Genomic DNA, 21,851 nt, shown 5'->3' with positions numbered 1-21,851 from the left:
TCGAATAAGGAAGGTTGATAGGCGCGATCAGCGGGACTGCATGCGTGCGGCGGTCACCGCTCCGGGCCGGTCACGATATGGGCCTGCAGCGCGTTCGCCGCGGCGGAGAGATCCTCCGACAGCATCTCGATGAAGCGGATGGCCGCCGGGCTCAGCGGATGCTTCGGGTGGTGGATGATCACGAGCTGGCGCGTGATGCGCGGCGCCACGATCCGGTAGGCCTTCAGGCTTCCCTCGGCGAGCTGGCGGCTGACGGCGACGCTCGGAAGAACGGTGAAGCAGTCCGAGCGCGCCACGAAATCGGCGATGGCCGGCGGCAGGTCGAGTTCGAGCTTGGGGCTCAGCGCGATGTCCTCCGACCCGACCCGCCGGTCGAGCTCGAGACGCAGGCCGTGCCGCTGCGAGGGCAGGATCAGGTCGAGCTCCGTCAGGTCGCGCATGCGGACCGGGACCGGGATCGGCAGCGGGGTGTCGCGCCCGCCCACCACCACCATCTCCTCGTCGAGCAGGGGGTCGACCAGCAGGCCGAGACGGCGCGGCGGCTTGTTGATCACGGCGAGGTCGAGGCTGCCGTTGCCGACGCCCTCGATGAAGGTGCTGCTGTAGCCATCGGCCAGCGACAGCTCGACCTGGGGATAGGCGGCCGAGAAGCGGGCGAGCACGCTCGGGACGACGCTCATCGCGAGCGAGGACAGGATGCCGACGGTGACGCGGCCGGACACGCTCTCGGACAACCGCGCCATGGCCGCCCGCGCCTCGGCGACGTCGCGCAGGATCGGCTGCACGAGCCTGTGCAGCGTGCGGCCGGCCGCGGTCGGCACCATCGCCTTCGGCTGCCGGTCGAACAGGCGCTGGTCGAGCTCCCGCTCCAGCTTGGCGATCTGCATGCTCAGCGCCGGCTGCACCACGTTCATGCGCTGCGCCGCGCGGGTGACGCTGCCCTCCTCGAACAGCGCCACGAAATACGAGATCTGGCGCAGGTCCAACGCTCGTGCCTCCCCGGTCCGGCTCTGCGGCCATACCGTCTCCGACTGGACCATGCCGGTGCTGGCGGAGCAATTCAGACTGTCTGATCGCCGGTATCAACAATCCTTATTTTGGCGCGCTCCGCGAACGTCCTAACCAGGGGAGAACGACGCCGCCGACGACGAGCGGCGAACGGGAGGACATCATGAGCGACCCGGTCCCCGCGCGTTCCCTGCGCGACTGGCTCGACCGCCTCGCCGCGATCGGGCGCCTCAGCGTTGCGCGCCCCGGCATCGGCCTGCGCCACGAGGCGGCGGCGGTGGCCAACCGCCTGGACGGGCGCAGCGCCACCCTGTTCCCGCGGCCCGGCGGCCGGCCCGGCACCATCGTCTCGGGCCTCGTCTCCAGCCGCGCCTGGATGGCCGAGGCGCTCGGCACCCGCGAGGACCGCCTGATCGCGCAGTTCCAGCGCGCCTGCGCCGAGCCGCTGCCCTGGCATGAGCGCGAGACCGGCCCGGCCCAGGATGTGGTGCACCGCTCCGACATCGACATCCTGCGCATCCTGCCCGTGCCGACGCTGAACGAGCACGACAGCGGCCCCTACATCTCGGCCGGGCTGATGATCTCGCGCGATCCCGAGACGGGCGCGCAGAACGTCGCCATCCTGCGCTGCCAGGTCAGCGGGCCGGACCGCATCGGCGTGCTCGTCCTGCCGCGCCACACCGACAACTTCTACCGGAAGGCCGAGGCTGCCGGCCGGGGCCTGGAGGTCGCGCTCGTCGTCGGCGTCGATCCGGCCTGCCTGCTGGCCTCGCAGGCGATCGTGCCGCTCGGCCACGACGAGCTGGAGATCGCGGGCGCGCTCACCGGCGCCCCCCTCGACGTGGTGAAGTGCCTGACCAACGACGTGCGCGTGCCGGCCACCGCGGAGATCGTGATCGAGGGCCGGATCCTGCCGGAGGTGCGGGAGCTCGAAGGCCCCTTCGGCGAGTTCCCGCAATATTACGGCGAGCGGGCCAAGCGCCACGTCATGACGGTCGACGCGGTGACCCACCGCGAGAACCCGATCTTCCACATGATCGTCGGCGGCGGCCTGGAGCACCTCCTCCTCGGCGCGATCCCGCGCGAGGCCACGATCCTGGCCTCGCTCCAGCGCAGCTTCCCCGGCGTCGAGGACGTCCACCTCTCGCTCGGCGGCGTCGGCCGCTACCATCTCTACGTCAAGCTGCGGAAGTCGCAGGAGGGCGAGGCCAAGAACGTGCTCCTCGGCGCCTTCGCCGCCCATTACGACATCAAGCACGCGGTCGTGGTGGACACGGATGTGGACATCCACGATCCGCAGGAGGTCGAGTGGGCGGTCTCGACCCGCTTCCAGGCCGACCGCGACCTCGTGGTGATCGCGGGCAGTCAGGGCTCGAAGCTCGATCCCTCCACCCGCGACGGGGTCGGCGCGAAGATGGGCCTCGACGCCACCGCGCCTCTCGATGCGCCGCCGATGAAGTTCACCCGTATCCGCGTGCCGGGCGAGGACGCCGTGGACCTCGCCGCCGTCATCGTGCCCGAGGCCGACTGGCGCGACGCCGCGTCCGCCTGAGCCCCCGATGCAGAACCTGCCTGATTCCGTCGATGTCCTGATCGTCGGCGGCGGTTCCGCCGGCTGCGTCCTGGCGAACCGGCTGTCCGCGGATCCGGGGCGCCGCGTCCTGCTCGTGGAGGCCGGGATCGACACGCCGCCCGGCGCCGTGCCGGAGGCGATCCGCGACAGCTACCCGATGCCGCTGTTCCACGGCGACACCTATATCTGGCCCGGCCTCGACGCGGCGGTGACGCGGGGGCCGGACGGGCAGGCACGGCGGCGCCCCTACGAGCAGGGCCGCGTGATGGGCGGCTCGTCGAGCATCAACGTCCAGTCCGCCAATCGCGGCCTGCCGCGCGACTACGATGCCTGGGCGGAGGCGGGCTGCCGGGGCTGGGCCTGGGACGATGTCCTGCCCTGGTTCCGCAGGCTCGAGACTGACCTCGACTGCGACGGCCCCCTGCACGGACGCGCGGGTCCGCTGCCGATCCGGCGCCTTCTGGAGCCCGTCTGGCCGCCCTTCGCCCACGCCGCCTTCCGGGCCTTCGACGCGAGCGGCCTGCCGCGGCGGCTCGACCAGAACGGGGACTTCGCGGACGGCCTGTTCCCGCCCGCCTTCTCGAACCGCGACGATGCCCGGGTCTCGTCGGCGGAGGCCTATCTCGACGTCACGGTCCGGGCGCGGCCGAACCTCGCCATCGCGGCCCGCACCGAGGTCCGGGCGCTGGAGCGGGCGGGACGGTGCGTCACCGGCGCCCGGCTACGGCTGCCGGACGGGACCGAGCGCGTCGTAGCTGCCCGCCGCGTCGTGCTCTGCGCCGGGGCGCTGCAGACGCCCGTCCTGCTGCTGCGCGCCGGGATCGGTCCGGCCGAACACCTGCGGGCTTGTGGGATCGCGGTCACCGCCGACCGGCCCGGTGTCGGCGCGAACCTGCGCGATCATCCGGCCCTGACGATCGCGCAGTTCCTGCCGCCTGCCCTCCGGCTGGAGGCGCACCAGCGCCGGGCGAGCTTCCTGGCGATGCGCTACTCCTCAGGCCTGCCCGGGGGTAGCGCGTCGGACATGTACCTCACGGTCTCCGCCCGGGCCGGCTGGCACGCCCTCGGTGCGCGGCTCGGCCTCCACTTCCTCTGGGTGAACCAGCCTCATTCCGTCGGGTCCCTGCGCCTCGACCCGACCGATCCCGCGGGCCGCCCCGCGATCGACCTCAATCTCCTGTCCGATCCGCGCGACCTTGCCCGCCTCGCGGATGGCGTCCGGCGCCTCGTCGCGCTCGCCGTCTCGCCCCACCTCAACCCGGACCCGGCAGAGATCTTCCCGGCGAGCTTCTCCCCGGCGATCCGCCGGCTGAGCCGCGTCGGCCGGCGCAACCGCCTGATCACGGCGGCCCTCGCGCGCCTGCTCGATGGGCCGCGCCCCTTCCGCCGGTTGATGCTGCGCAGCTTCACGGGCGGGCGCGACTTCCCCCGGATCGTCGACGACGAGACGGCCCTCGCGGACTACGTGCGTGAGAGCGTCTTTGGAGTCTGGCACGCGAGCGGCACCTGCCGGATGGGCGATCGCGGCGATCCCGGTGCCGTCGTCGACCCGGCCGGCAGCGTCATCGGGATCGACGGATTGACGGTCGCGGACGCCTCCGTCATGCCGCGTCTGCCGAGCGCCAACACCAACATTCCGACCCTGATGATCGCCGAGAAGATCGCCGATGGCCTCCGAGCCGCGTGAGGCCGAGGAACCCGCCTCCGGCTTCCTCGATCTCGGTACGCAGCGTCTCGAATACCGGCGCGCCGCTCTACGACCGCGGCGATCCACCACCTTCGTGCTCCTTCACGAGGGGCTCGGCTCGGCCGATGGCTGGTGGCCATTCGCCGACGCGCTCGCCGAGGCGTCGACATGCCGGGTCTTCGCCTATTCCCGCGCGGGATACGGGCGATCAAGCGCGGTCACGCTGCCCCGTTCCATCGATTACCTGGAGCGCGAGGCGGCGGAGGTTCTCCCGCGCGTGCTCGACGCGGCCGGCATCCGCGACTGCATTCTCGTCGGCCACTCGGACGGCGCGACGATCGCCGCTCTCGCGGCGGCGTCCGGCGACCTGCGCATACGAGGAGCGGCCCTGATCGCGCCGCACGTCGTGGTGGAGGCCGTCACGCTCGAGGGCGTCAGACGTGCCGCCAAGGCGTTCGAGACCGGCGCGTTGAAGCAGCGCCTGGCCTTGCAGCACCTGGATGCGGAGGGCGCCTTCCGGGGATGGAGAGACGCCTGGCTCGATCCCGGGCGGGGCGAATGGGATGTCCGATCGGCTTTGCAGGCCCTGACCGTACCTCTCCTCCTCGTCCAGGGCGAGAAGGACCGTTACGGCAGCGCGGTGCAGATCGATGCCGTAACCCAGTCCTGTCCTCATGTGGAGGTTCATCACCTGCCGGAACTGGGCCACGCCCCCCAGGATCAGGACCCTGCGGGCATCATAGACATCATTCTGAGATTCTCGATCGAGAACAGAATCATATAAACCCGCGTCGAGCGAGGATCGCGGGTACGCTCCTGAGAGGCAACCATGTCGCAGCGCTGGGTCGCGCAGCTCAGACGACCCAGCGCTATAAGTTCCTCATGTCGGACGCTCTGTTCTCGCCTTCCTTTGCCCGCAATGCCGCACCGATCGTCGAGGTCCTGAAGCGCGTTCTCCCGGCCAGCGGCCTCATCCTCGAGATCGCGAGCGGGTCAGGCGAGCACGCCGTTCACTTCGCCCGGGCCCTGCCTGCCCTGGATTGGCAGCCCAGCGATCCGGACGAAGCGGCACGCCGCAGCATCGTTGCCCATGCGCGCGACGCAGGCCTCCCCAACCTCCGCGCGCCGCTGACGATCGACGCGTCCCGGCAGCCATGGCCGGTGGCGCGGGCCGACGCGGTCGTCGCCATCAATATGATCCATATTGCGGGCTGGGACGCGACCACCGGGCTGATGGCTGGCGCAGGAGCCACTCTGTCGGAGGGCGGACTGCTCTGTCTCTACGGCCCGTTTCGGGAGCATGGCGCCCATACAGCGCAGAGCAACGCGGCGTTCGACGAGAGCCTGCGTGCCAGGAACGCGTCCTGGGGTGTGCGGGATGTCGAGGCCGTCGCGGCGACCGCCGACGCGCACGGGCTCCATCTCGCCGAGCGTGTCGCGATGCCCGCCAACAACCTCAGCCTGATCTTCCGCAAGGCAGACCGATCCACCGTGAGCATCGGCGGCCCTTCGCTATGACTGCGTCGAGCGCGACCAGTGCAGTCGTTGTCGGCGCTTCCGGCGGCATCGGCCAGGCTCTGGTCTGCAAACTCGCTGCCAGCGAAGCCTACGCGCCGGTCTTCGCGCTCTCGCGCGCGCAGCCGTCAGTCCCGCCCAGCGTTCGCACACACCCGATCGACCTGGGCGACGAGGCGACGATCGCCGAGGCTGCAGCCAAGGTCGGCGAGGCTGGACCTGTCGGCCTGGTCATCGTCGCGACCGGTATCCTGCATCAAGATGGCGTTTCACCCGAGAAGACGGTCAAGGCGCTCGATCCTGCGGCGATGGCCACCGTCTTTGCAGTCAACACGATCGGCCCGGCGCTCGTCGCCAAGCATTTCGTGCCGATGCTGGCGCGAAGGGGACGCTGCGTGTTCGCGGCCTTGTCGGCGCGGGTCGGTTCGATCGACGATAACCGGCTCGGCGGCTGGTACACCTACCGCGCCTCGAAGGCGGCGTTGAACCAGATCCTGCGCACCCTCTCAATCGAAGTGGCCCGCAGCCGACCGGACGCGATTGTCGTCGGCTTGCATCCCGGCACGGTCGCGTCCGACCTGTCGCGACCCTACCGGCCAGACCCGAGAGCCGACGGCATCTTTCAGCCCGATATCAGCGCGGCTCATCTTCTGCGTGTGCTCGGCAGCCTCGGGACGAAGGACACCGGTGGCGTCTTTGCTTGGGATGGCACGCGGATCCCAGCCTGAGCGAGCCACTGGCCGGGATGCATCCGGTGCGGCGCGCGCGATCGTGGCAGATCGCTTGTGGAATGCCGAGAGCGCCGTCGGCACATTGCCTGAAGGATAGTCACGGATCATGCCTGAACGAGGCCGAACCATTTTCGGTTGCGTCGAGCAGAGGCATTAACCAACTCGAAATTAACCATCGATACAACTCCGAATGACGCCGCTTGTTTGCTGCAATTAGTCCAGCAGACAAGCCGAACGAATATAACATACATCAATACAGCGGATGTTCCGAGGCGAAGCGTGACGAGCCTGCTGACGAACATTGCGGCGATGACCGCTCTGACGACGCTGAAAGGGATTGGTCAGCAGCTCGATAAGACGAGCAACCGTATTTCGACGGGCCAGCGCGTCTCCAATGCTTCGGACAACGCCGCTTACTGGTCGATCGCCACGGCGGTGCGTACCGACAACGCCTCGCTCTCGGCCGTGAAGGACGCACTTGGCCTCGGCGCTTCGTCGATCGACATCGCCTACAATGGCCTGACCGCAGTTCTCGGCAATCTCAGCACGCTGCGTGCCAAGCTGCAGACCGCCCTGCAGCCAGGCGCGGACCGCTCCAAGATCCAGACCGAGATCACCGCGCTCCAGGCCACCATGAAGGCGACGGCGGCCTCCTCGGTCAGCTCCGGCGAGAACTGGCTCGCCGTGAACTCGGCGGACCCACTCTATCGGGCGATCCAGCGGATCCCTGTCGCCTTCTCTCGCGGCATCGACGGCACGGTCGGGCTCTCCAACGTCGAGATCCGCACCACGGAGATCGCGCTCTACGATGCCGCAGCGAGCGGGGGTGCCGTCCCGGCCACCACCGCCCGTGTGACCGGCGGTGCCGCGCTGCCGGCGACCGTCGATCTGAGCGGGGGGCAATCCGTGCGCTTCGCTCTGCAAGTCGACGGCAATTTGCCCCAGGATCTCGTTCTCGATGCAGCGCGCCTAGCCGCCGCGGTGCCCGACCTCACGCATGTGACACCCCCGCAGGTGGTGGCGGCCTTGAACAACGAGATCGCCGGCACCCCGGCGCTCGCCGGTCGGGTTACCGCCGGGCTCGACGCCGCCGGGCGACTTTCGTTCGAGACCACCGCGACGGGAGCGGCACGCTCGCTGGTCGTCGATCGGACAAGCGCCGGGGCCGGCGGCACGGGTACCGACCTCATGACGAACGGCGGCTTCGAGGGCGGCTTGGCCGGGTGGACGGTGTCGGGAGACGCCACCTATGTCTCGCCCGGCGTTCCGGCCCATAGCGGCGCCCGGAGCCTCGCACTCGGCACCGTCACCGGAACCACGACCGTGAGCCGGACCCTCGCCACCGTGCCAGGCCAGACCTACACCCTCGAATTCTGGCTGCAGAACCCCGGGGGCACCCCGAGCAGCTTCACGGCCTCCTGGGGTGGTACGCCGCTGTTGTCGCTCACCAACACGGCCGCGCAACCCTACACGCACGAGACCTTCACCGTCACCGCCACGGGCACCAGCACGGTGCTCAGCTTCGAGGCACAGCAGGTGCCGAGCTACTGGCATCTCGACGACATCTCAGTCACCCCTGTGACAACGGCCGACCTGAGCCTCGGCTATGGCAGCGGCAGCAGCGGCCAGATCGTCGGCAGCGGCACCGACGCCATCGGCGGGCTGGGGCGCGGCCTCCTCGACACGGTCGACATCGCCACGGGTTTCTCCGTGCAGAGCATCGACATCGCACAGGCCGGGACCGGCCTGATCTCAAGCCTGATCAATCAGGTCGAAGGCGTGATTGCGCGCGTGACCGATGCGGGCGCGAAGCTTGGGGCAGCCAGCACGCAGGTCGGCGGCCAGAGGGCGTTCCTCGACACGTTGATGAAGGCCAACGTCCGGGCACTCGGGATCCTCGTCGATGCCGACATCGAGGAGGAATCAACCAGGCTGAAAGCCCTGCAGACGCAGCAACAGTTGGCGCTTCAGGCGCTCTCGATCGCGAACGTCTCGAGCCAGACCATCCTCACGCTGTTCCGGCAGTAAGGGCATGACCGGCCTCCATGAGGTGTCTGGTGCCGGAGTTCGTGCGGATTGGCTCGGAGCCGCCCCAACCTGTCGTCAAGGCCAATGCACGCTCTTGGACTGTGACAGCGTGATCGGGAACGAGGCGGGCTCGCCCCATCCCATCAGATCAGGACTCGACACGCGTCCCGGGTCACGGCCCCGAGGATGGCAACCGCACGGCCATCTCGTTCCGGCGCAGAAAGGGGATCGAGAAAGGCGGGTCGTACCCCATGAAGAAGGGCGGCTCCGCCGGCTTCCGACTTGCCTTGTCGAGCACCTCGGTGAGGATGCGGGCCTGCTCCTCCCGTGCCTCGGGCGTCGCGCTGCCCGAGAAGCGCAGCACCGCCAGTCGCTCCGGCGGGATGCGGACCAGCCTGACGCCTGGCTCGGTCGGTTCGGGCGCCCCGGCCTCGACCACCTTGTGCGGTAGATAGAACCGCATCGTACCCGCCGCGCCCTGCTCGACGGGGACCGTCATCGCGATCAGGCGCCCCTTGGTCTCGACCGGCGTCGTCATGGCGATGCGGTCGCCATCGCGGTTCGCTCCGGTGATGTAGCGGAACAGCCGCCCGAACGCCTCGCCGTCCTGCTGGCCTTTCGTCGCGGTCTCGACGGCCACGCGGCCTTCATAGGCTCGGATCTCGACGCCGCGGTCCAGGCGCCCGACCACCGCGTAGCGCGGCTGCTCGTACGTCGCGCGGATGCCGACGACCGACAAGGCGGATTCGAGACAGGTGATGAGATAGTAGAGGAACTTGTCCAAGAGGCTGGCATCCGAGGTCGGAGTTACGGAGACAAGGCCGATCTCCCGGAGCCGTTCCAACCGTGGCAGGCCGCCGATTACAGGTTCGGCCGGGATCGTCCCGACCCTCGCGTGATCGGCCGAAGCTCCGCCGATCTAGTTCCATTCGGAAACGATGCATTTCGTTTGTTTCTGTTTTCGATCCAAGCCGTTTCGCGCAGACTGCTTCTGACGGCGTGCCCTCAGGGTGCATCGTGACCCGCCGGGTTCGTCCCGGTCGAACAGGGAGCATGAGCGATGAGCTGGCATAGTGCCGACGACCCGGTTCCGGGCGACCGTTTCAGCTGCGACACGATTCGAACCATTGTCGTGCCGCGCTCGCGCGATCTCGGATCCTTCGCGGTGCGCCGCGCGCTGCCCTCGACCGAGTGCCGGATGGTCGGGCCCTTCATCTTCTTCGATCAGATGGGCCCCTCCGAGTTCCTGTTGGGCGCCGGCATGGACGTGCGGCCCCACCCGCATATCGGACTGTCCACCGTCACGTACCTGTTCGACGGCGAGATCATGCACCGTGACAGCCTCGGGACCGAGTTGCCGATCCGGCCGGGCGAGCTGAACTGGATGACGGCCGGCCGGGGCATCACCCATTCGGAGCGGACAGCCCCCGACCTGCGCAGGACCGGCTCCCGGCTGTTCGGCATCCAGAGCTGGGTCGCGCTGACGGCCCGCGACGAGGAGCAGGCACCCGCCTTCGAGCACTACGATGCCGCAGCGCTGCCCGTGCTCACCGGCGAAGGCAAGACCGTGCGCCTGATCGCCGGCGAGGCCTTCGGGACGCGCTCGCCCGTCCGCAGCTCGAGCCCGATGGTCTACGCCGACGTGGCTCTGGAGGCGGGCGCCGTGCTGCCCCTCGATCCCACCTACGACGAGCGCGCGATCTACACGGTGACGGGCGCGATCGAGATCGCCGGCGACGGCTTCGGGCCCGGGCAGCTGCTGGTGTTCCGCCCCGGCGACCGCATCAGCGTGCGCGCAACGGAAGCCGCCCGCTTCATGGTGCTTGGCGGTGAGCCAATGGACGGCCCGCGCCACCTCTGGTGGAACTTCGTCTCCTCGCGGCCCGAGCGGATCGCGCAGGCCAAGGAGGATTGGCGCCAGGGCCGATTCGACACCGTGCCGAATGACGCCGAGTTCATCCCGCTGCCCGAGGATCCCCCGCCCGTCCACTACCCCTGAGTTGACGCGACCGCGGCCCTCGTTCACGGCGGCGTGATCGCGGTCTCTCCGAAGCCCGGCGCTCGTTCGGCGCTGCTCCCCGCTCACGAGGTAGGACTACGCCATGGCTGTCGAAGCGTCCGGGGCCGCCAGCGACCTCGTCCAAGTCGTCTCCCTGCTCGCTGCGGGCGTCATCGCCGTCCCGATCTTCAAGCGGCTCGGGCTCGGGTCGGTGCTGGGCTATCTCCTGGCGGGGCTCGCGATCGGCCCGTTCGGCCTCGGCCTGTTCACGGATGCGCACGCCATCCTCCATGTGGCCGAACTCGGCGTGGTGATGTTCCTCTTCATCATCGGGTTGGAGATGGAGCCCTCCCGGCTCTGGGGCATGCGCCGCGCGATCTTCGGCCTCGGCCTCGCCCAGGTCGGCGCCTGCATCGCGGCCCTCACCCTGGTCGGAATCGCCCTGGGCTTCCCGGTCAGCGTGGCCTTCGTGGCCGGCACCGGCTTCGTGCTGACTTCGACCGCGATCGTCATGCAGCTTCTGGAGGAGCGCGGCGCGCTCTCGACGCCGAAGGGCCAGCGCATCGTCGCGATCCTGCTCCTTGAGGATCTCGCCATCGTTCCTCTCCTTGCCGCCGTCGCGCTTCTGGCGCCGGGCGGCGCCGAGGCGAGCGGAATGGAGCGCGCCGTCGCGGTTGTGATCGCCCTGGCTTCGGTCGCCGCGCTCGTGGCCGCGGGTCGGTGGCTGCTCAACCCGCTGTTTCGCCTGCTCGCCGCAGCGAAAGCGCGCGAGGTGATGACGGCAGCAGCCCTTCTGGTGGTGCTCGGCTCGGCGCTCGCCATGCAGCTCGGCGGCCTCTCCATGGCCATGGGCGCCTTCCTGGCCGGCGTCCTCCTCTCCGAATCGAGCTTTCGTCATCAGCTGGAGGCCGATGTCGAGCCGTTCCGCGGCATCCTGCTCGGCCTGTTCTTCCTGGGCGTCGGGATGTCGCTGGACCTGACCGTGATTGCCGCGAATGCGGGCCTGATCCTCGCGAGCGTCGCCGCCTACATGGCCGTGAAGGGCCTTCTCATCTACGGCGTGGCCCGGGCTCTGCGCGCCTCGCACGCCGAGTCGCTGGAGCGCGCGGCCCTGATGGCGCAGGGCGGCGAATTCGCCTTCGTCCTCTATGCGGCGGCCGCGAGCGCGGGCATCATCGGCGGCACCACCAATGCCGTCCTGACCGCCACCGTCATCCTGTCGATGGCGATCACGCCGCTGATGGTCATCGCCTTCGATCGCCTCGGGCCCAAGGCCTCATTGTCCACCGACGGCGTCGAGGCCCCCGAGGATCTCGTCGGCAGCGCGCTCATCGTGGGCTTCGGCCGCTTCGGGCAGATCGCCAGCCAGCCGCTGATCTCGCAGGGCTGCTCCGTCTCGATCATCGACACGAACCCGAGCAACATCCGCTTGGCCGAAGGGTTCGGCTTCAAGGTCTATTACGGTGACGGCACCCGGCTCGATATCCTGCGCGCGGCCGGCGCCATGACGGCCCGGGCGATCCTGATCTGCGTCGACGACCCCGCGATGGCCAAGCGTATCGCGGAGATGGCCAAGGCAGAGTTCCCTCTGGTGCCGGTCCTGGCCCGCGCCCGCGACCGGGAGCACGCGGTCGAGCTGATCCAGGCCGGCGTGACCTACCAAGTCCGCGAGACCGTCGAGTCTGCGCTGGCCCTCGGCGAGACGGCGCTCCTGACGGTCGGGGCCGAGCCCGAGGCGGCGCGCGCGATCATGGAGGAGGTTCGCCGCCGCGACGCCGAGCGTCTCGACCTGGAGGTCGTCGGCGGCATCTATGCCGGCCGGGACCTCATCCAGGGCAATATGGCCGTCTCGGCGAACGGGGCCGGCTAGAGCGCTCTCCGCCGAATTGGATGCCGGCTCGGCGAGAGAGCGCGCGTTGAAAAAGGCTTGGAGCCGTTCTTGATTGCAACGCGATCGGGAGCGGCTCTAGCGCCAGGAGCCGATCCTGGGCTCATCGGGCCTCCGGCGCGGCTTGCGGCCCTGACAGGCCCTCGGCCTCCGATCGTCCGCGGACGGATCGCGGCATTCCGAGGGGGCGCAGGACGCGTGCTGCGAGCGCGAATGGCGTCGACCGCATGCGTCTCCTCGCATCGACCAAGTCGTTACCCGGTCGTTCTCACGGTCTGGATCGCAACCGACGATCCTCGTGCGTCCAGCTCCCGATCGCCTTCGCGCGGGCCGCACGCGGGCTCGATCCTTCGATCAGAGTCGCTCCGCGATCCTGGCTCTCAGCCCACCCCGTAATCGCAGGGTCATCGATGGAAACGGGATCACCTTCCGGTCGGCTGGGATGACGAACCGAAATCGCCGGACCAAGCTGGCAAGGATCAGCACCGACTCGATCATCGCGAAGCGATTGCCGATGCAGATGCGAGGACCACCCCCGAACGGCATGTAGGCGAAGCGTGGCAGCCGCCGTGCCAGATCGCCTGCCCAGCGCTCCGGGCGGAACGCCTCGGGCTCGTCGAAGAAGCGCGGATCGCGATGCATGATCCAGGGGAGAATGTAGATCGGCGTTCCAGCCCGAACGCGGTAACCGCCGATCACACAGTCCTGCCGCGCCTCACGACCGAACGCCCAGGCCGGTGGATAGATGCGCATGCTCTCGGTCACGACCCGCTCGGCAAGACGCAGGCGCGGCATGTCACTGATCCCGGCCGAGCGTCCCCCCAGGACCTCGCACGCCTCTGCGGCCAGGCTCGCGTCGATGTCCGGATGCTGGCCAAGCAGGTGGATCGTCCAGGAGAGCACCAGGGCGGTCGTCTCGTGTCCCGCGAGCAGAAAGGTGATGACCTCGTCGCGAAGCTGCCGATCAGACATCGCCGAGCCGTCCTCATGGCGGGCATTCATCAGGGCAGAGAGAAGGTTGAGCGTGCCGCTCGACGACCTCCTCCGCTCGGCGATCATGCGTGCGACAATCGCTTCGATCCGGCGCAGGCCACGCCGGTAGCGGAGATGGCCGGGCAGCGGCACGGCATCCGGAATCGGAAAGGGTCGCGTGATCCGGGTGGCGATTTCGCCGAGCACATCGTCGAGAGCCGCTTCCATCACGGCGACATCCTCGTCGGCCTCCGTGCCGAACAGGGCCCTGGCGGCGATCTTCAGGGTGAGCGCCATCATCTCGACGTGCAGGTCGCGCACCTCTCCAGTGCGCCATGCATCAAGCGTGCGCTCTGTCGCATCCGCCATGATCTCGGCATAAGCGGCGAGCTTTGGCCCCGCGAACGCGGAAGCGGCGAGATGGCGCTGACGTTGCCACAGGTCGCCTTGGCTGGTCAGGAGGCCGTTGCCGAAAACGGCCGTGACCTGTCGCCAGAACCGGCGATCTTTCGGGAAGGCGCCGTGCTCCTTCACGAGCACTCTCTCGATCTCATCCGGATGCGTGAGGATGAGCATCGTCTGTGGACCGGCACGAAATGCGGCGACGTCGCCGTACCGGCGCGCGCAGTCCGTCAGGAAGCCCAAGGGATCGCGAGCGAACGGAATAAGGCTTCCGATGAGAGGAAGCCCCTGCGGGCCCGGCGGTGGCCGAGGAAGCGAATCTGCCGTTGTGCCAGGGAGATGAGAGATGGTGTTGACGGGCATCGTCGCACCTCCATCAGCAAATCCGATGCAAGTCGCAGTCCTGGCAACCGCAGCCTCAAGAATCACACAGAAAACCCTGAAAATCGAATCATCATCGACGCGATTTTTTACGATGTCAATTTTCGTCCCAGCGCGCATCAAGATTGTATCATGAGTTACATTACAAATATGAATTACAAGCCGCATACCGAAACAAAATTCTGGCAGGCGCGGCCAGTCGGAGGCGGTGGCGATACTCGCTCAAGCGCGTAATCCGAACGAAGGACGCCACACTCACCGGCCGCATGTAGAACATGCTTGCAACGCGATGGAGTCTTGCAATGCGTGTTCTTGCAATGACAACGATCTTCGTACTGATTTGCACACCCGCTACAGCCGATGCGTTGAATGATCTTGCAGATCTCGCCTGCGCTCAGGCTTCGACTCAGGTGGAGCGGGATCACATCGGGTGCGCGGACGACGGAGCTCAGTCTGATCAGCGAACCGTTGCGCAGAGTGGGGCGAGCGCTGCGCCTGAAGATTGACCGCGGATGCGGCCCCCCAGCACCATCGACGGGGACACGAGAGTGTCATCGTGAGCCACGCCAGCGACGCTGAGAAACATGCTCAGCGAACATCCGCCGAGAAGCGCAGACCCAAGACGGTGCCGGCGAGGCACCCCAGCGTTGCTGGCGGGCGAGAAATGTTGGGGCCGCGCAATCGCTTGCTCCGCACTCCAACCAGCAAGCAAAGATGCTCTGGCCGCAAGGCCGGAATCTGGACTTGATGGAGCGTGAGGTTCCGGGACTGATATGCTATTCAGAAACGCGCCGGAGGACGTGCCGATTCGATTTGGATGAGGGCAGCGCCATCAGACTTGATGAGCAAACCATCCTTTCCGATCATGTTGGCGCGAACCCCGCGAGCCGGGGTCTCGTACGCGAGAAGGTTGTTGTCCTGCTCGTCGACCTTGTGGAGTCGGTCCGGCTCATGCAGCAGCATGAGCACAACACAATCCACCGCTGGACCGACTTCGTCGGCACTGTCACCCGGGAGATCCTGCCCCGGCATCAGGGCGTGTTGGTCAAGAGCCTGGGGGATGGCCTGCTCGTCCGGTTCGAGACCGTCCTCAACGCAGCCTCCGCCGCCCACGCCATGCATCGTGCGGCGGCCCGGCAGAACGCCGGGTTTCCGAGCGATCAGCACTTCCACCTCCGTGCCGGTCTGAACGCTGCATTCGCCTGGTGCGATGCGCAGGATGTCTATGGAACGGGCATCAATCTGGCCGCGCGCTTGGCGACGTTGGCCGGCCCTGGCGAGACGATCGCCGGGATGTCGGCCTATATGGAGCTGGCCGCCGCCCTGGCGGGCCTTGGACAGCCCGGGGAGACGATCGGCAACGCCGCAGCGCGGGACGCGCTGACGAACGGCATCGACGCCACCTGCGAAGATCTGGGCGATTGCTTCCTCAAGCATTTCGACATGCCGGTCCGGGCCTACCGGCTCGGCCCAGCCTCGCCGCAGCCCTATCTCACCGGCCGGCGGGACTACGGACGGCCCATGGCTCCGACGATCGCCGTGGTGCCGTTCGAAGCCCGGAGCGACACGCGCGCCTATCTCGATGTCGGCAACTTGATCGCCGATGGCGTGATCTGCCGCTTGTCGAAGGCGGTGAACCTCAAGGTCGTCTCCCGCCTCTCGACCGCCGCCTTCCGCAATCGCCCCGACCTCGCGGCACAGGTCTCCGACGTTCTCAACGCCACCTACGTCCTGACCGGCAGCTACGTCGCCGACGGCGACCGCGTATTGGTGTCGGCAGAGCTGTGCCAGGCCAGCAACAACCAAGTGATCTGGGCCCGCCGGTCGAGCGGAAGCGTCGGCGACCTCCTCGCGCCGGACAGCGAACTGACCAGTCGGATCGCCCAGGAGGTCCACACGGCGATCTTCGAAACCGAGGTCGAGCAAATCCGGACTCAGCCCCTGCCGTGCCTCGAGAGCTACTCCCTGCTCCTCGGCAGCATTGCGCTCATGCACCGCTCCAACAAGCAGGACTTCCTTCAGACCCGAACGCTCCTCGACGAATTGATCAACCGCCACAACCGCATGGCCGCCCCGCACGCGCTCCTCGGCAACTGGTTCATCCTGCGCCTCACGCGCGGGTGGTCCGAGGACCGCGTTCAGGAGGCCGCAGAGGCCCTGCGGGCGACCCGCGCCGCGCTCGATCGCGACCCCTCGGACGCCCTCGCCCTCGCGACCGAAGGCTTCGTCCATTGCCATCTGCTGAAGGATCTGGAGGTGGCCCGGCAGCGATGCGACCAAGCCATCAACGTGAACCCAAGCCACGCTCTGGGCTGGCTCTATCGCGGCACCATCCAGGCCTTCCTCGGCCAGAGCGATGCCGCGGTCGAGGCGACGCGGCGCGCGCTGGAACTCTCGCCGCTCGACCCGCACCGCTACTATTTCGAGTCCCTCGGCGCGACCGCAGAATTGTCGGCCCACCGCTACGAGAGCGCCGAGCGGCTGGCACGCGCATCGCTGGCACTGAACCGCATGCATTCCTCGACTTGGCGCGTCCTGACGATCGCCCTCGTCCATCAGGGCCGGATGGATGAGGCCCGGGAAGCGGTCCGCAACGTCCGACACCTGGAGCCGAATCTGACAGTGGACAGCTACCTGGCGCGAATGCCGAACGCGGATCTCGACACGGGGCGGGACTGGGCGCGCTGCTTGGCGGCGGCCGGTTTGCCGCGTGGGCGATGACCTGAACTGTGGGGAGCGGCCGGGATGGCACAGCTAGGCGGAGCAGGCGGAGCGGGAGGCGCCGGTGGGGCCGGCGGCGCGGGCGGGGCCGGGGGAGCAGGTGGAGCAGGAGGCGCCGGCGGGGCGCTTATCGGCACCATGGCCGACGCCTTCGCGAACCCGGTCATGGTGGATGCGCTGATCCTGGAGCGCGAGGGCATTGTGACGGGTGACACCACCTGCCACGCACCAGGCCTCCCCGCGATCGACGATCCGGCCCAGCTCGACCGCTGGGAGCCCTGGGTCCGCGCCTACATCGCCGTCGGCGCGTTGCTGCAGGGTATCGCGTTCGAGGGCACGGCCTCCGGCTACAAGGTCACCTGCGGCAGCGAGCTGATCGCGGAGATCGGGCGACCGCAGGCGGCCACCTTCGAGGCCCAGATCCCCCTCGTCCTCAGCTGGTCGGAGCTGCGCAGCGAGCGTGCGACCGAGATCCTGGCCCAGATCGATCCGCAATATGCGTTCTGGTCATCCATCGTCTACCTGCATCCGGATCGGACCAAGCGCACCTTCGAACTCCTGAACATCGTCCTGCAAACCTGCGTCTACGTGGAGATGCGGATCAAGCAGGCGCTCGCCTGCTGGCGCCCGGTCGAGTACAGCGCCCAGGTCCAGCCGATGATCACCACGCCCGGACATGGGAGCTTCCCCAGCGGGCACGCGACGCAGGCCTACGCCGTCGTCCATGTTCTGAAGGCCCTGCTCGGCCTCGAACCGAACCATCCGAAGGTCGTCGAGCAGTTGGAACGGCAGGCCGCGCGCATCGCCACGAACAGGGTCATCGCCGGCGTCCACTTCCCGGTCGATAGCCTGGCGGGGCGCATGCTGGGCACCGCGCTCGGCGAGTACGTCGTGGGACGCTGCACCAGCGGCGTGGCGTTTCCCGGCCGGACCTTCCTCGCGGCGGCGATCGACGATCCGAACAGGATGAAGACGGACTTCAACCCGTTCAGCCCGACTCAGAAAGGACTCGGCGCTCCCTTCTATGCGCAGGCGACAGGCGCGCCGATCTCCCCCTCGCCGCTGATGGAACAGGTCTGGGCGCGCGCCAGCGCCGAGTGGGTCGGACGCTTCCCGTGAGCGATGGAGGTGAGACCGTGACCACGCAGGACGGCAGCCTCGGGCCCGCATCGCCGCGCTGCTTCGGCCCCTATCTCCGCTACGCGATCGCCACGGACTTCAGCGATTTCAAGCCCGCCGACGGCAAGACGCCGCCGCTGTTCCTCCTCATCGCGTTCAAGCAGGCCGGCTCGGCGACTGCCTTCGCGGCCCGGATGCAGCAGGAGGCCGGAATTCTTATCGCGCTGGGGCCGGACAGCGACCAGGGCCGGTTCGCCACCGCGTTCACCGGTTCGGACGGGGTGACGAAGCCGGAAGCGATCCCGATCTGGGATGCCTGCGTCGATCGGGTCGAACTGTCATTGCCGATCGAGCCGGTGAGCATCCCGCAGCAGACACTCATGCTGCGCCATCACAGGAAGTCTCGCAAACGACCCGGATCGCTGCTCATCGGTATGCTCGACGATGGCTGCCCCTTCGCCGCGGCCCAGTTCCTGCGCGGGCCCGCAAGCACACGCGTGCGGAGCATCTGGGATCAGACCCAGTCCCGGCAGCCGGTCCAGTACAAGGACGGCGCGGGCGTCGACCGCCTCTTCGGCGAGGTCCCGAAGGCATTCCGCTACGGCCTTGAGTTCCGGCGCGGAGTCGAGTCCCTGTCATCGCCGAACCAGATCGACCTCGACGAGTGGATCGCCCTGCACGCTAGCGGCGGGAGCATCGACGAGGACGGGGGCTACGCGGAGGGCGGCTTCGGACGTCTCCGCGCCCGCCAGTCCCATGGGGCGCACGTGATGGACGCACTGGCCGGGCGGATGCCGGTCTCATCGCGCCTGGGCCCGGCGGGACCGGGCGGGGACAGGCGCGATCCGCCGAGCTGGCGGGCCGCCACCGATCCGGCCTCGAAGGCGGACATCGTCTTCGTCCAGTTTTCCGACGCCTGCATCGCGGACGCGACCGGCGTCTGGCTGAAGGCCTACGTGTTCGACGGCATCCGCTACATCCTGTCCTTCATCGATCCGAAACACACGAAGCATGTCGTGATCAATGTCAGCTACGGCATCACGACCGGCCCCCACAATGGCACCTCGGACCTTGAGGAGGCCCTGCAGGCTTTCGTGGCCGGCTTCAACGGCACCTCCGGCAAGCCGAAGCTCGAGATCGTCCTGCCGGCCGGCAACAGCTACCTGAGCGGGAGCCACATCGCTCACATCCGTCACCCCGGATCGGCCGACGCCGTCGCCTGGACTTGGCGCCTGCTTCCCGACAATCCGGTCGTCTGCTTCGCCGAGGTCTGGATCGCCGGCGACGCCGATCCCGTGACCGTCACGCTCACCGCGCCGAGCGGTGCGGCCGTCTCGGCGGGCGCATCCGTGCCGGCGTCGAACGCGTCATCCCCCACCTTCCGGATCTGCGGCCCGATCGTACGCGGCACGGACACGGTCTGGCTGCTTGCGGTTCAGGCGACCCGCGGCGGGGCGGAGCACGGCAGTTGGCGAATCACGGTCTCGGGCCTCGCGGACGGGACCGAGGTTCACGCCTACGTGGCGCGGAGCGACCCGAACATGGGCGCCCGCACGGGGGCCAAGCGATCCTATTTCCGGGACGACGCGTGGGAGGCGGACCGGGCCGCCGAGGCCGCCCTCACCTATGCCGAGGGGATGTTCGACGAGGCGGGTTCGCTGATCAGCCGCTCCGGCACGCTCAATGGAATCGCCACGGCGCGGGCAACCGGCCTGCACGTGGCCGGCGGCTACATGATCGCCAAAGGCCGCCCGTCGCCCTACGCGTCGGCGGGGCCGGCGCGCCCCGGCCCTCTCGCGTGGCGTGCAGGCCCGGACTTTCTCCTTCCGTGCGACAGCTCCGACGCCCTCCGGGGTGTCCCTGCCGGTGGCAGCAGGAGCGGAGGCGTCGTCCGTCTGGTCGGCACCAGTGCGGCGGCTCCCCAACTCGCCCGTCACCTGGCCGATCCGCCCCTCCCGCCCGCGACCGATGTGCCGACCACGCCCGCCGGAATTGCGAGGCGGGGCGGCGGGAACCTGAAACCGGCGTGACGGCCCGATCACGGCCCGGCATCCGTCCCCTCGTTGCCCAGAGCGATGATCCGCAGGGCCGCGTGGTCGCAGATCCTGCAGGCCCCCGGGGCCAGAGCGATCCAACCCTTGCGCTGCCAGGCCGAGAGATGGCGGTTCACGCCTTCGCGCGAGAGGCCGATCATATGGCCAAGCTCGCGCTGCGTGGTCAGCACGCGCACGCCGTCGCGGTCCGCATCGCCCGCCAGCGCGAGCAGCGCCTTCGCCAGCCGCTGCTCGGCTCCCGCGAAGGCGTGGTCGGACAGTTGCTGGCTGGTACGCCGCAAGCGCCTGCTCAGGATCTCCAAGAGACGCACGGCCAGGATCGGGCAATCGCCGAGGAGGGGAAGAAGGTCGCGCCGCTCGATCAGGACCAAGCAGCAGCGCGTGGCAGCGATGGCGTCCGCCGTGCGCGGTCCGTCGTCGAGCAGGGCGACCTCCCCGACCACTTCGTTCGGGCCGATCAGGTTCATGACCAGTTCTGACCGTCCCTCCGGGCCCGCCGTCGAGATCCGGACGTAGCCGCTCACCACGGCGAGCAGCCCATGGCTCTCGTCCCCGCGTGAAAAGATGCGCTCGCCGGGGCGGAAGGTGAGCGGCTGCGCCCGCAGGGCGAGGCGCTCGATGACGGCCTGGGGCGCCTCGCGGAACAACTCGTGCCGCGACAGCGCGGCGTGCTTGTCGAACCGCGCCTCGATCCTACCGGGCGGCACGGGACAGGCTCCCGCCCGATCGCCGAGAGGCGACCGGACGCTCGCGGCGAACCGCGCCTAGCTCTGGCCCCACCGCCAAGTCGTGCCGCGATGACGCGCCGCTTCGTCCCGGCTCGCGCATGGCCGACCACATCCGCAGCGTCCCCGCGTCCTCGCTCCCAGGAAGCGAGGATCACAGGATACAGCGACGGGCGCTTCGGACAAGGATGGGCGCTCTGCGCCGCGAGCGTGACGAGGCTCACATCCACACGGCATCGCGGTGTCCTACGATCGGAGTCCAAGAGGGTCGTTCGACTCGAACCTCAGCAGGGGCCGCGCATGATAGCTGCCACCAACAGAGTGTCCTTCCAGCACGGCGTTTCGCGAGCCGATCCCCATCCGCCGAGCCATGGCGCATTCCACAGGCCAGGCCTCGTCGAGACGCAGCAGCGCGCTTCCGCCCATCCTTCGACCCTTTCCACGGGTGTGGACACCGCTCTCTACGCCTTCGTCGAGCATTTCGAAGAAGGGGTGGCGGTTGTCGACAGGACCGGGAGCGCGCTCTTCCTGAACCGTGCCGCCCGAGCCATCGTCGGCGGTGCTCACCTGTTCCTCGTCGACGGATATCTGCGCGCCAGGGCGCCTAACACCAGTATGGCGCTCCGCAAGATGATCGCCCGCTGCGCCGCGGACGGATGCGGGAGCGCGATACGGCTCGTGGGCGAGGACGACACCCTGCTCATTGCGGCGAGCCCGATTTCGACGCCCGGCTTCCCGCCCACCGAGGCCTCAATCCTCCTGCGCCTGATCAATCCCGCGCGGATCCGGCTGCCCGACGGAAACGCGCTGCGGGATCATTTCGGACTGACGCCTACGGAGGCGGCCTTCGCTCTCGAGTTGCTGGCCGGCAACGATTTGGCGACGAGCGCAGCCCGCCGCGGAATCGCACCAAGCACGGGGCGCGTTCACCTGCGCCGCCTGTTCGAGAAGACGGGGACGCATCGCCAAGCCGCCCTCATCCGTCTGCTCCTTCTCTGTCCCCGACCGATGATCGGTCAGGGTATGCCGGGCTGACTGGCGAGGGAGG

16 protein-coding genes are annotated in these 21,851 nt (G+C 68.5%); 12 read left to right on the top strand and 4 right to left on the bottom strand.

What is annotated here, in order from left to right:
• Nucleotides 1-53 precede the first annotated feature (53 nt).
• Nucleotides 54-986, bottom strand: coding sequence for a LysR family transcriptional regulator (locus MET9862_RS05190; RefSeq protein WP_142582043.1), 933 nt, complete (start codon nt 984-986; stop codon nt 54-56).
• Nucleotides 987-1,171: 185 nt separating this feature from the next.
• Here MET9862_RS05190 and MET9862_RS05185 point away from each other — a divergent pair, with 185 nt between their 5' ends.
• From MET9862_RS05185 to MET9862_RS30410, 6 genes are all read left to right on the top strand, one after another.
• Entirely contained in the window at nt 1,172-2,560 is a 1,389-nt protein-coding gene (locus MET9862_RS05185; RefSeq protein WP_142582042.1) for a UbiD family decarboxylase, read from the top strand.
• A 7-nt stretch (nt 2,561-2,567) separates the two neighbouring features.
• Nucleotides 2,568-4,268 carry a GMC family oxidoreductase gene (locus tag MET9862_RS05180; RefSeq protein ID WP_142582041.1) on the top strand — a complete coding sequence of 567 codons (1,701 nt, stop codon included), beginning with the start codon at nt 2,568-2,570 and terminating at the stop codon, nt 4,266-4,268.
• Nucleotides 4,249-5,052, top strand: coding sequence for an alpha/beta fold hydrolase (locus MET9862_RS05175; RefSeq protein ID WP_142582040.1), 804 nt, complete (start codon nt 4,249-4,251; stop codon nt 5,050-5,052). Before MET9862_RS05180 ends, MET9862_RS05175 begins: the two co-directional genes overlap by 20 nt.
• A 98-nt stretch (nt 5,053-5,150) precedes the next feature.
• Nucleotides 5,151-5,786, top strand: a complete 636-nt coding sequence (locus MET9862_RS05170) for a DUF938 domain-containing protein (RefSeq protein WP_142582039.1) — start codon at nt 5,151-5,153, stop codon at nt 5,784-5,786.
• Nucleotides 5,783-6,511 (top strand): SDR family NAD(P)-dependent oxidoreductase, encoded by a 729-nt coding sequence (locus MET9862_RS05165; RefSeq protein WP_142582038.1) that lies wholly within the window; start codon nt 5,783-5,785, stop codon nt 6,509-6,511. Before MET9862_RS05170 ends, MET9862_RS05165 begins: the two co-directional genes overlap by 4 nt.
• 282 nt (nt 6,512-6,793) lie before the next feature.
• Complete coding sequence (locus tag MET9862_RS30410; RefSeq protein ID WP_280178952.1) at nt 6,794-8,542, top strand: flagellin N-terminal helical domain-containing protein; 1,749 nt, start codon at nt 6,794-6,796, stop codon at nt 8,540-8,542.
• A gap of 172 nt (nt 8,543-8,714) precedes the next feature.
• Here MET9862_RS30410 and MET9862_RS05155 read toward each other — a convergent pair whose 3' ends face one another.
• Nucleotides 8,715-9,326, bottom strand: a complete 612-nt coding sequence (locus tag MET9862_RS05155; RefSeq protein WP_142582037.1) for an SOUL family heme-binding protein — start codon at nt 9,324-9,326, stop codon at nt 8,715-8,717.
• Nucleotides 9,327-9,602: 276 nt separating this feature from the next.
• Here MET9862_RS05155 and MET9862_RS05150 point away from each other — a divergent pair, with 276 nt between their 5' ends.
• Both MET9862_RS05150 and MET9862_RS05145 read left to right on the top strand, forming a co-directional pair.
• The gene (locus MET9862_RS05150; RefSeq protein ID WP_142582036.1) at nt 9,603-10,541 is read left to right on the top strand and encodes a pirin family protein; all 939 of its coding nucleotides are present in this window, start codon (nt 9,603-9,605) and stop codon (nt 10,539-10,541) included.
• Between the two features lie 103 nt (nt 10,542-10,644).
• Nucleotides 10,645-12,411, top strand: a complete 1,767-nt coding sequence (locus MET9862_RS05145; RefSeq protein ID WP_142582035.1) for a monovalent cation:proton antiporter-2 (CPA2) family protein — start codon at nt 10,645-10,647, stop codon at nt 12,409-12,411.
• Nucleotides 12,412-12,783: 372 nt separating this feature from the next.
• Here the strand turns inward: MET9862_RS05145 and MET9862_RS05140 are convergent, their stop codons facing one another.
• Entirely contained in the window at nt 12,784-14,166 is a 1,383-nt protein-coding gene (locus MET9862_RS05140; RefSeq protein ID WP_142582034.1) for a cytochrome P450, read from the bottom strand.
• 831 nt (nt 14,167-14,997) lie between these two features.
• On the opposite strand from MET9862_RS05140, the gene MET9862_RS05135 reads away from it, so the two are divergent.
• The 3 genes from MET9862_RS05135 (at nt 14,998) to MET9862_RS05125 (ending at nt 20,054) form a co-directional block, all read left to right on the top strand.
• A complete protein-coding gene (locus tag MET9862_RS05135; RefSeq protein WP_142582033.1) occupies nt 14,998-16,905 on the top strand; it encodes a hypothetical protein in 1,908 nt (635 codons plus the stop codon).
• Between the two features lie 138 nt (nt 16,906-17,043).
• Entirely contained in the window at nt 17,044-18,024 is a 981-nt protein-coding gene (locus MET9862_RS05130) for a phosphatase PAP2 family protein (protein WP_185156752.1), read from the top strand.
• The gene (locus MET9862_RS05125; protein WP_142582031.1) at nt 18,021-20,054 is read left to right on the top strand and encodes a S8/S53 family peptidase; all 2,034 of its coding nucleotides are present in this window, start codon (nt 18,021-18,023) and stop codon (nt 20,052-20,054) included. The genes MET9862_RS05130 and MET9862_RS05125 overlap by 4 nt, the downstream gene beginning before the upstream one ends.
• An 8-nt stretch (nt 20,055-20,062) precedes the next feature.
• On the opposite strand, the gene MET9862_RS05120 is transcribed toward MET9862_RS05125, so the two are convergent.
• Nucleotides 20,063-20,785 carry a Crp/Fnr family transcriptional regulator gene (locus tag MET9862_RS05120; protein ID WP_142582030.1) on the bottom strand — a complete coding sequence of 241 codons (723 nt, stop codon included), beginning with the start codon at nt 20,783-20,785 and terminating at the stop codon, nt 20,063-20,065.
• 318 nt (nt 20,786-21,103) lie between these two features.
• On the opposite strand from MET9862_RS05120, the gene MET9862_RS05115 reads away from it, so the two are divergent.
• The gene (locus MET9862_RS05115; RefSeq protein ID WP_142582029.1) at nt 21,104-21,838 is read left to right on the top strand and encodes a helix-turn-helix transcriptional regulator; all 735 of its coding nucleotides are present in this window, start codon (nt 21,104-21,106) and stop codon (nt 21,836-21,838) included.
• Nucleotides 21,839-21,851 lie beyond the last annotated feature (13 nt).

This window comes from Methylobacterium symbioticum, from assembly GCF_902141845.1.
GTDB lineage: Bacteria > Pseudomonadota > Alphaproteobacteria > Rhizobiales > Beijerinckiaceae > Methylobacterium > Methylobacterium symbioticum.
Note: the sequence above shows the minus strand (reverse complement) of the source record. Positions and strands in the feature narration are given on the sequence as shown.

Excerpts from the sequence above, each read along its gene's own strand:
- MET9862_RS05185 (WP_142582042.1), top strand. The coding sequence starts at position 1,172 with ATGAGCGACCCGGTCCCCGCGCGTTCCCTGCGCGACTGGCTCGACCGC.
- MET9862_RS05180 (WP_142582041.1), top strand. The coding sequence starts at position 2,568 with ATGCAGAACCTGCCTGATTCCGTCGATGTCCTGATCGTCGGCGGCGGT.
- MET9862_RS05175 (WP_142582040.1), top strand. The coding sequence starts at position 4,249 with ATGGCCTCCGAGCCGCGTGAGGCCGAGGAACCCGCCTCCGGCTTCCTC.
- MET9862_RS05170 (WP_142582039.1), top strand. The coding sequence starts at position 5,151 with ATGTCGGACGCTCTGTTCTCGCCTTCCTTTGCCCGCAATGCCGCACCG.
- MET9862_RS05165 (WP_142582038.1), top strand. The coding sequence starts at position 5,783 with ATGACTGCGTCGAGCGCGACCAGTGCAGTCGTTGTCGGCGCTTCCGGC.
- MET9862_RS05150 (WP_142582036.1), top strand. The coding sequence starts at position 9,603 with ATGAGCTGGCATAGTGCCGACGACCCGGTTCCGGGCGACCGTTTCAGC.
- MET9862_RS05145 (WP_142582035.1), top strand. The coding sequence starts at position 10,645 with ATGGCTGTCGAAGCGTCCGGGGCCGCCAGCGACCTCGTCCAAGTCGTC.
- MET9862_RS05140 (WP_142582034.1), bottom strand. The coding sequence starts at position 14,166 with ATGCCCGTCAACACCATCTCTCATCTCCCTGGCACAACGGCAGATTCG.
- MET9862_RS05130 (WP_185156752.1), top strand. The coding sequence starts at position 17,044 with ATGGCCGACGCCTTCGCGAACCCGGTCATGGTGGATGCGCTGATCCTG.
- MET9862_RS05115 (WP_142582029.1), top strand. The coding sequence starts at position 21,104 with ATGATAGCTGCCACCAACAGAGTGTCCTTCCAGCACGGCGTTTCGCGA.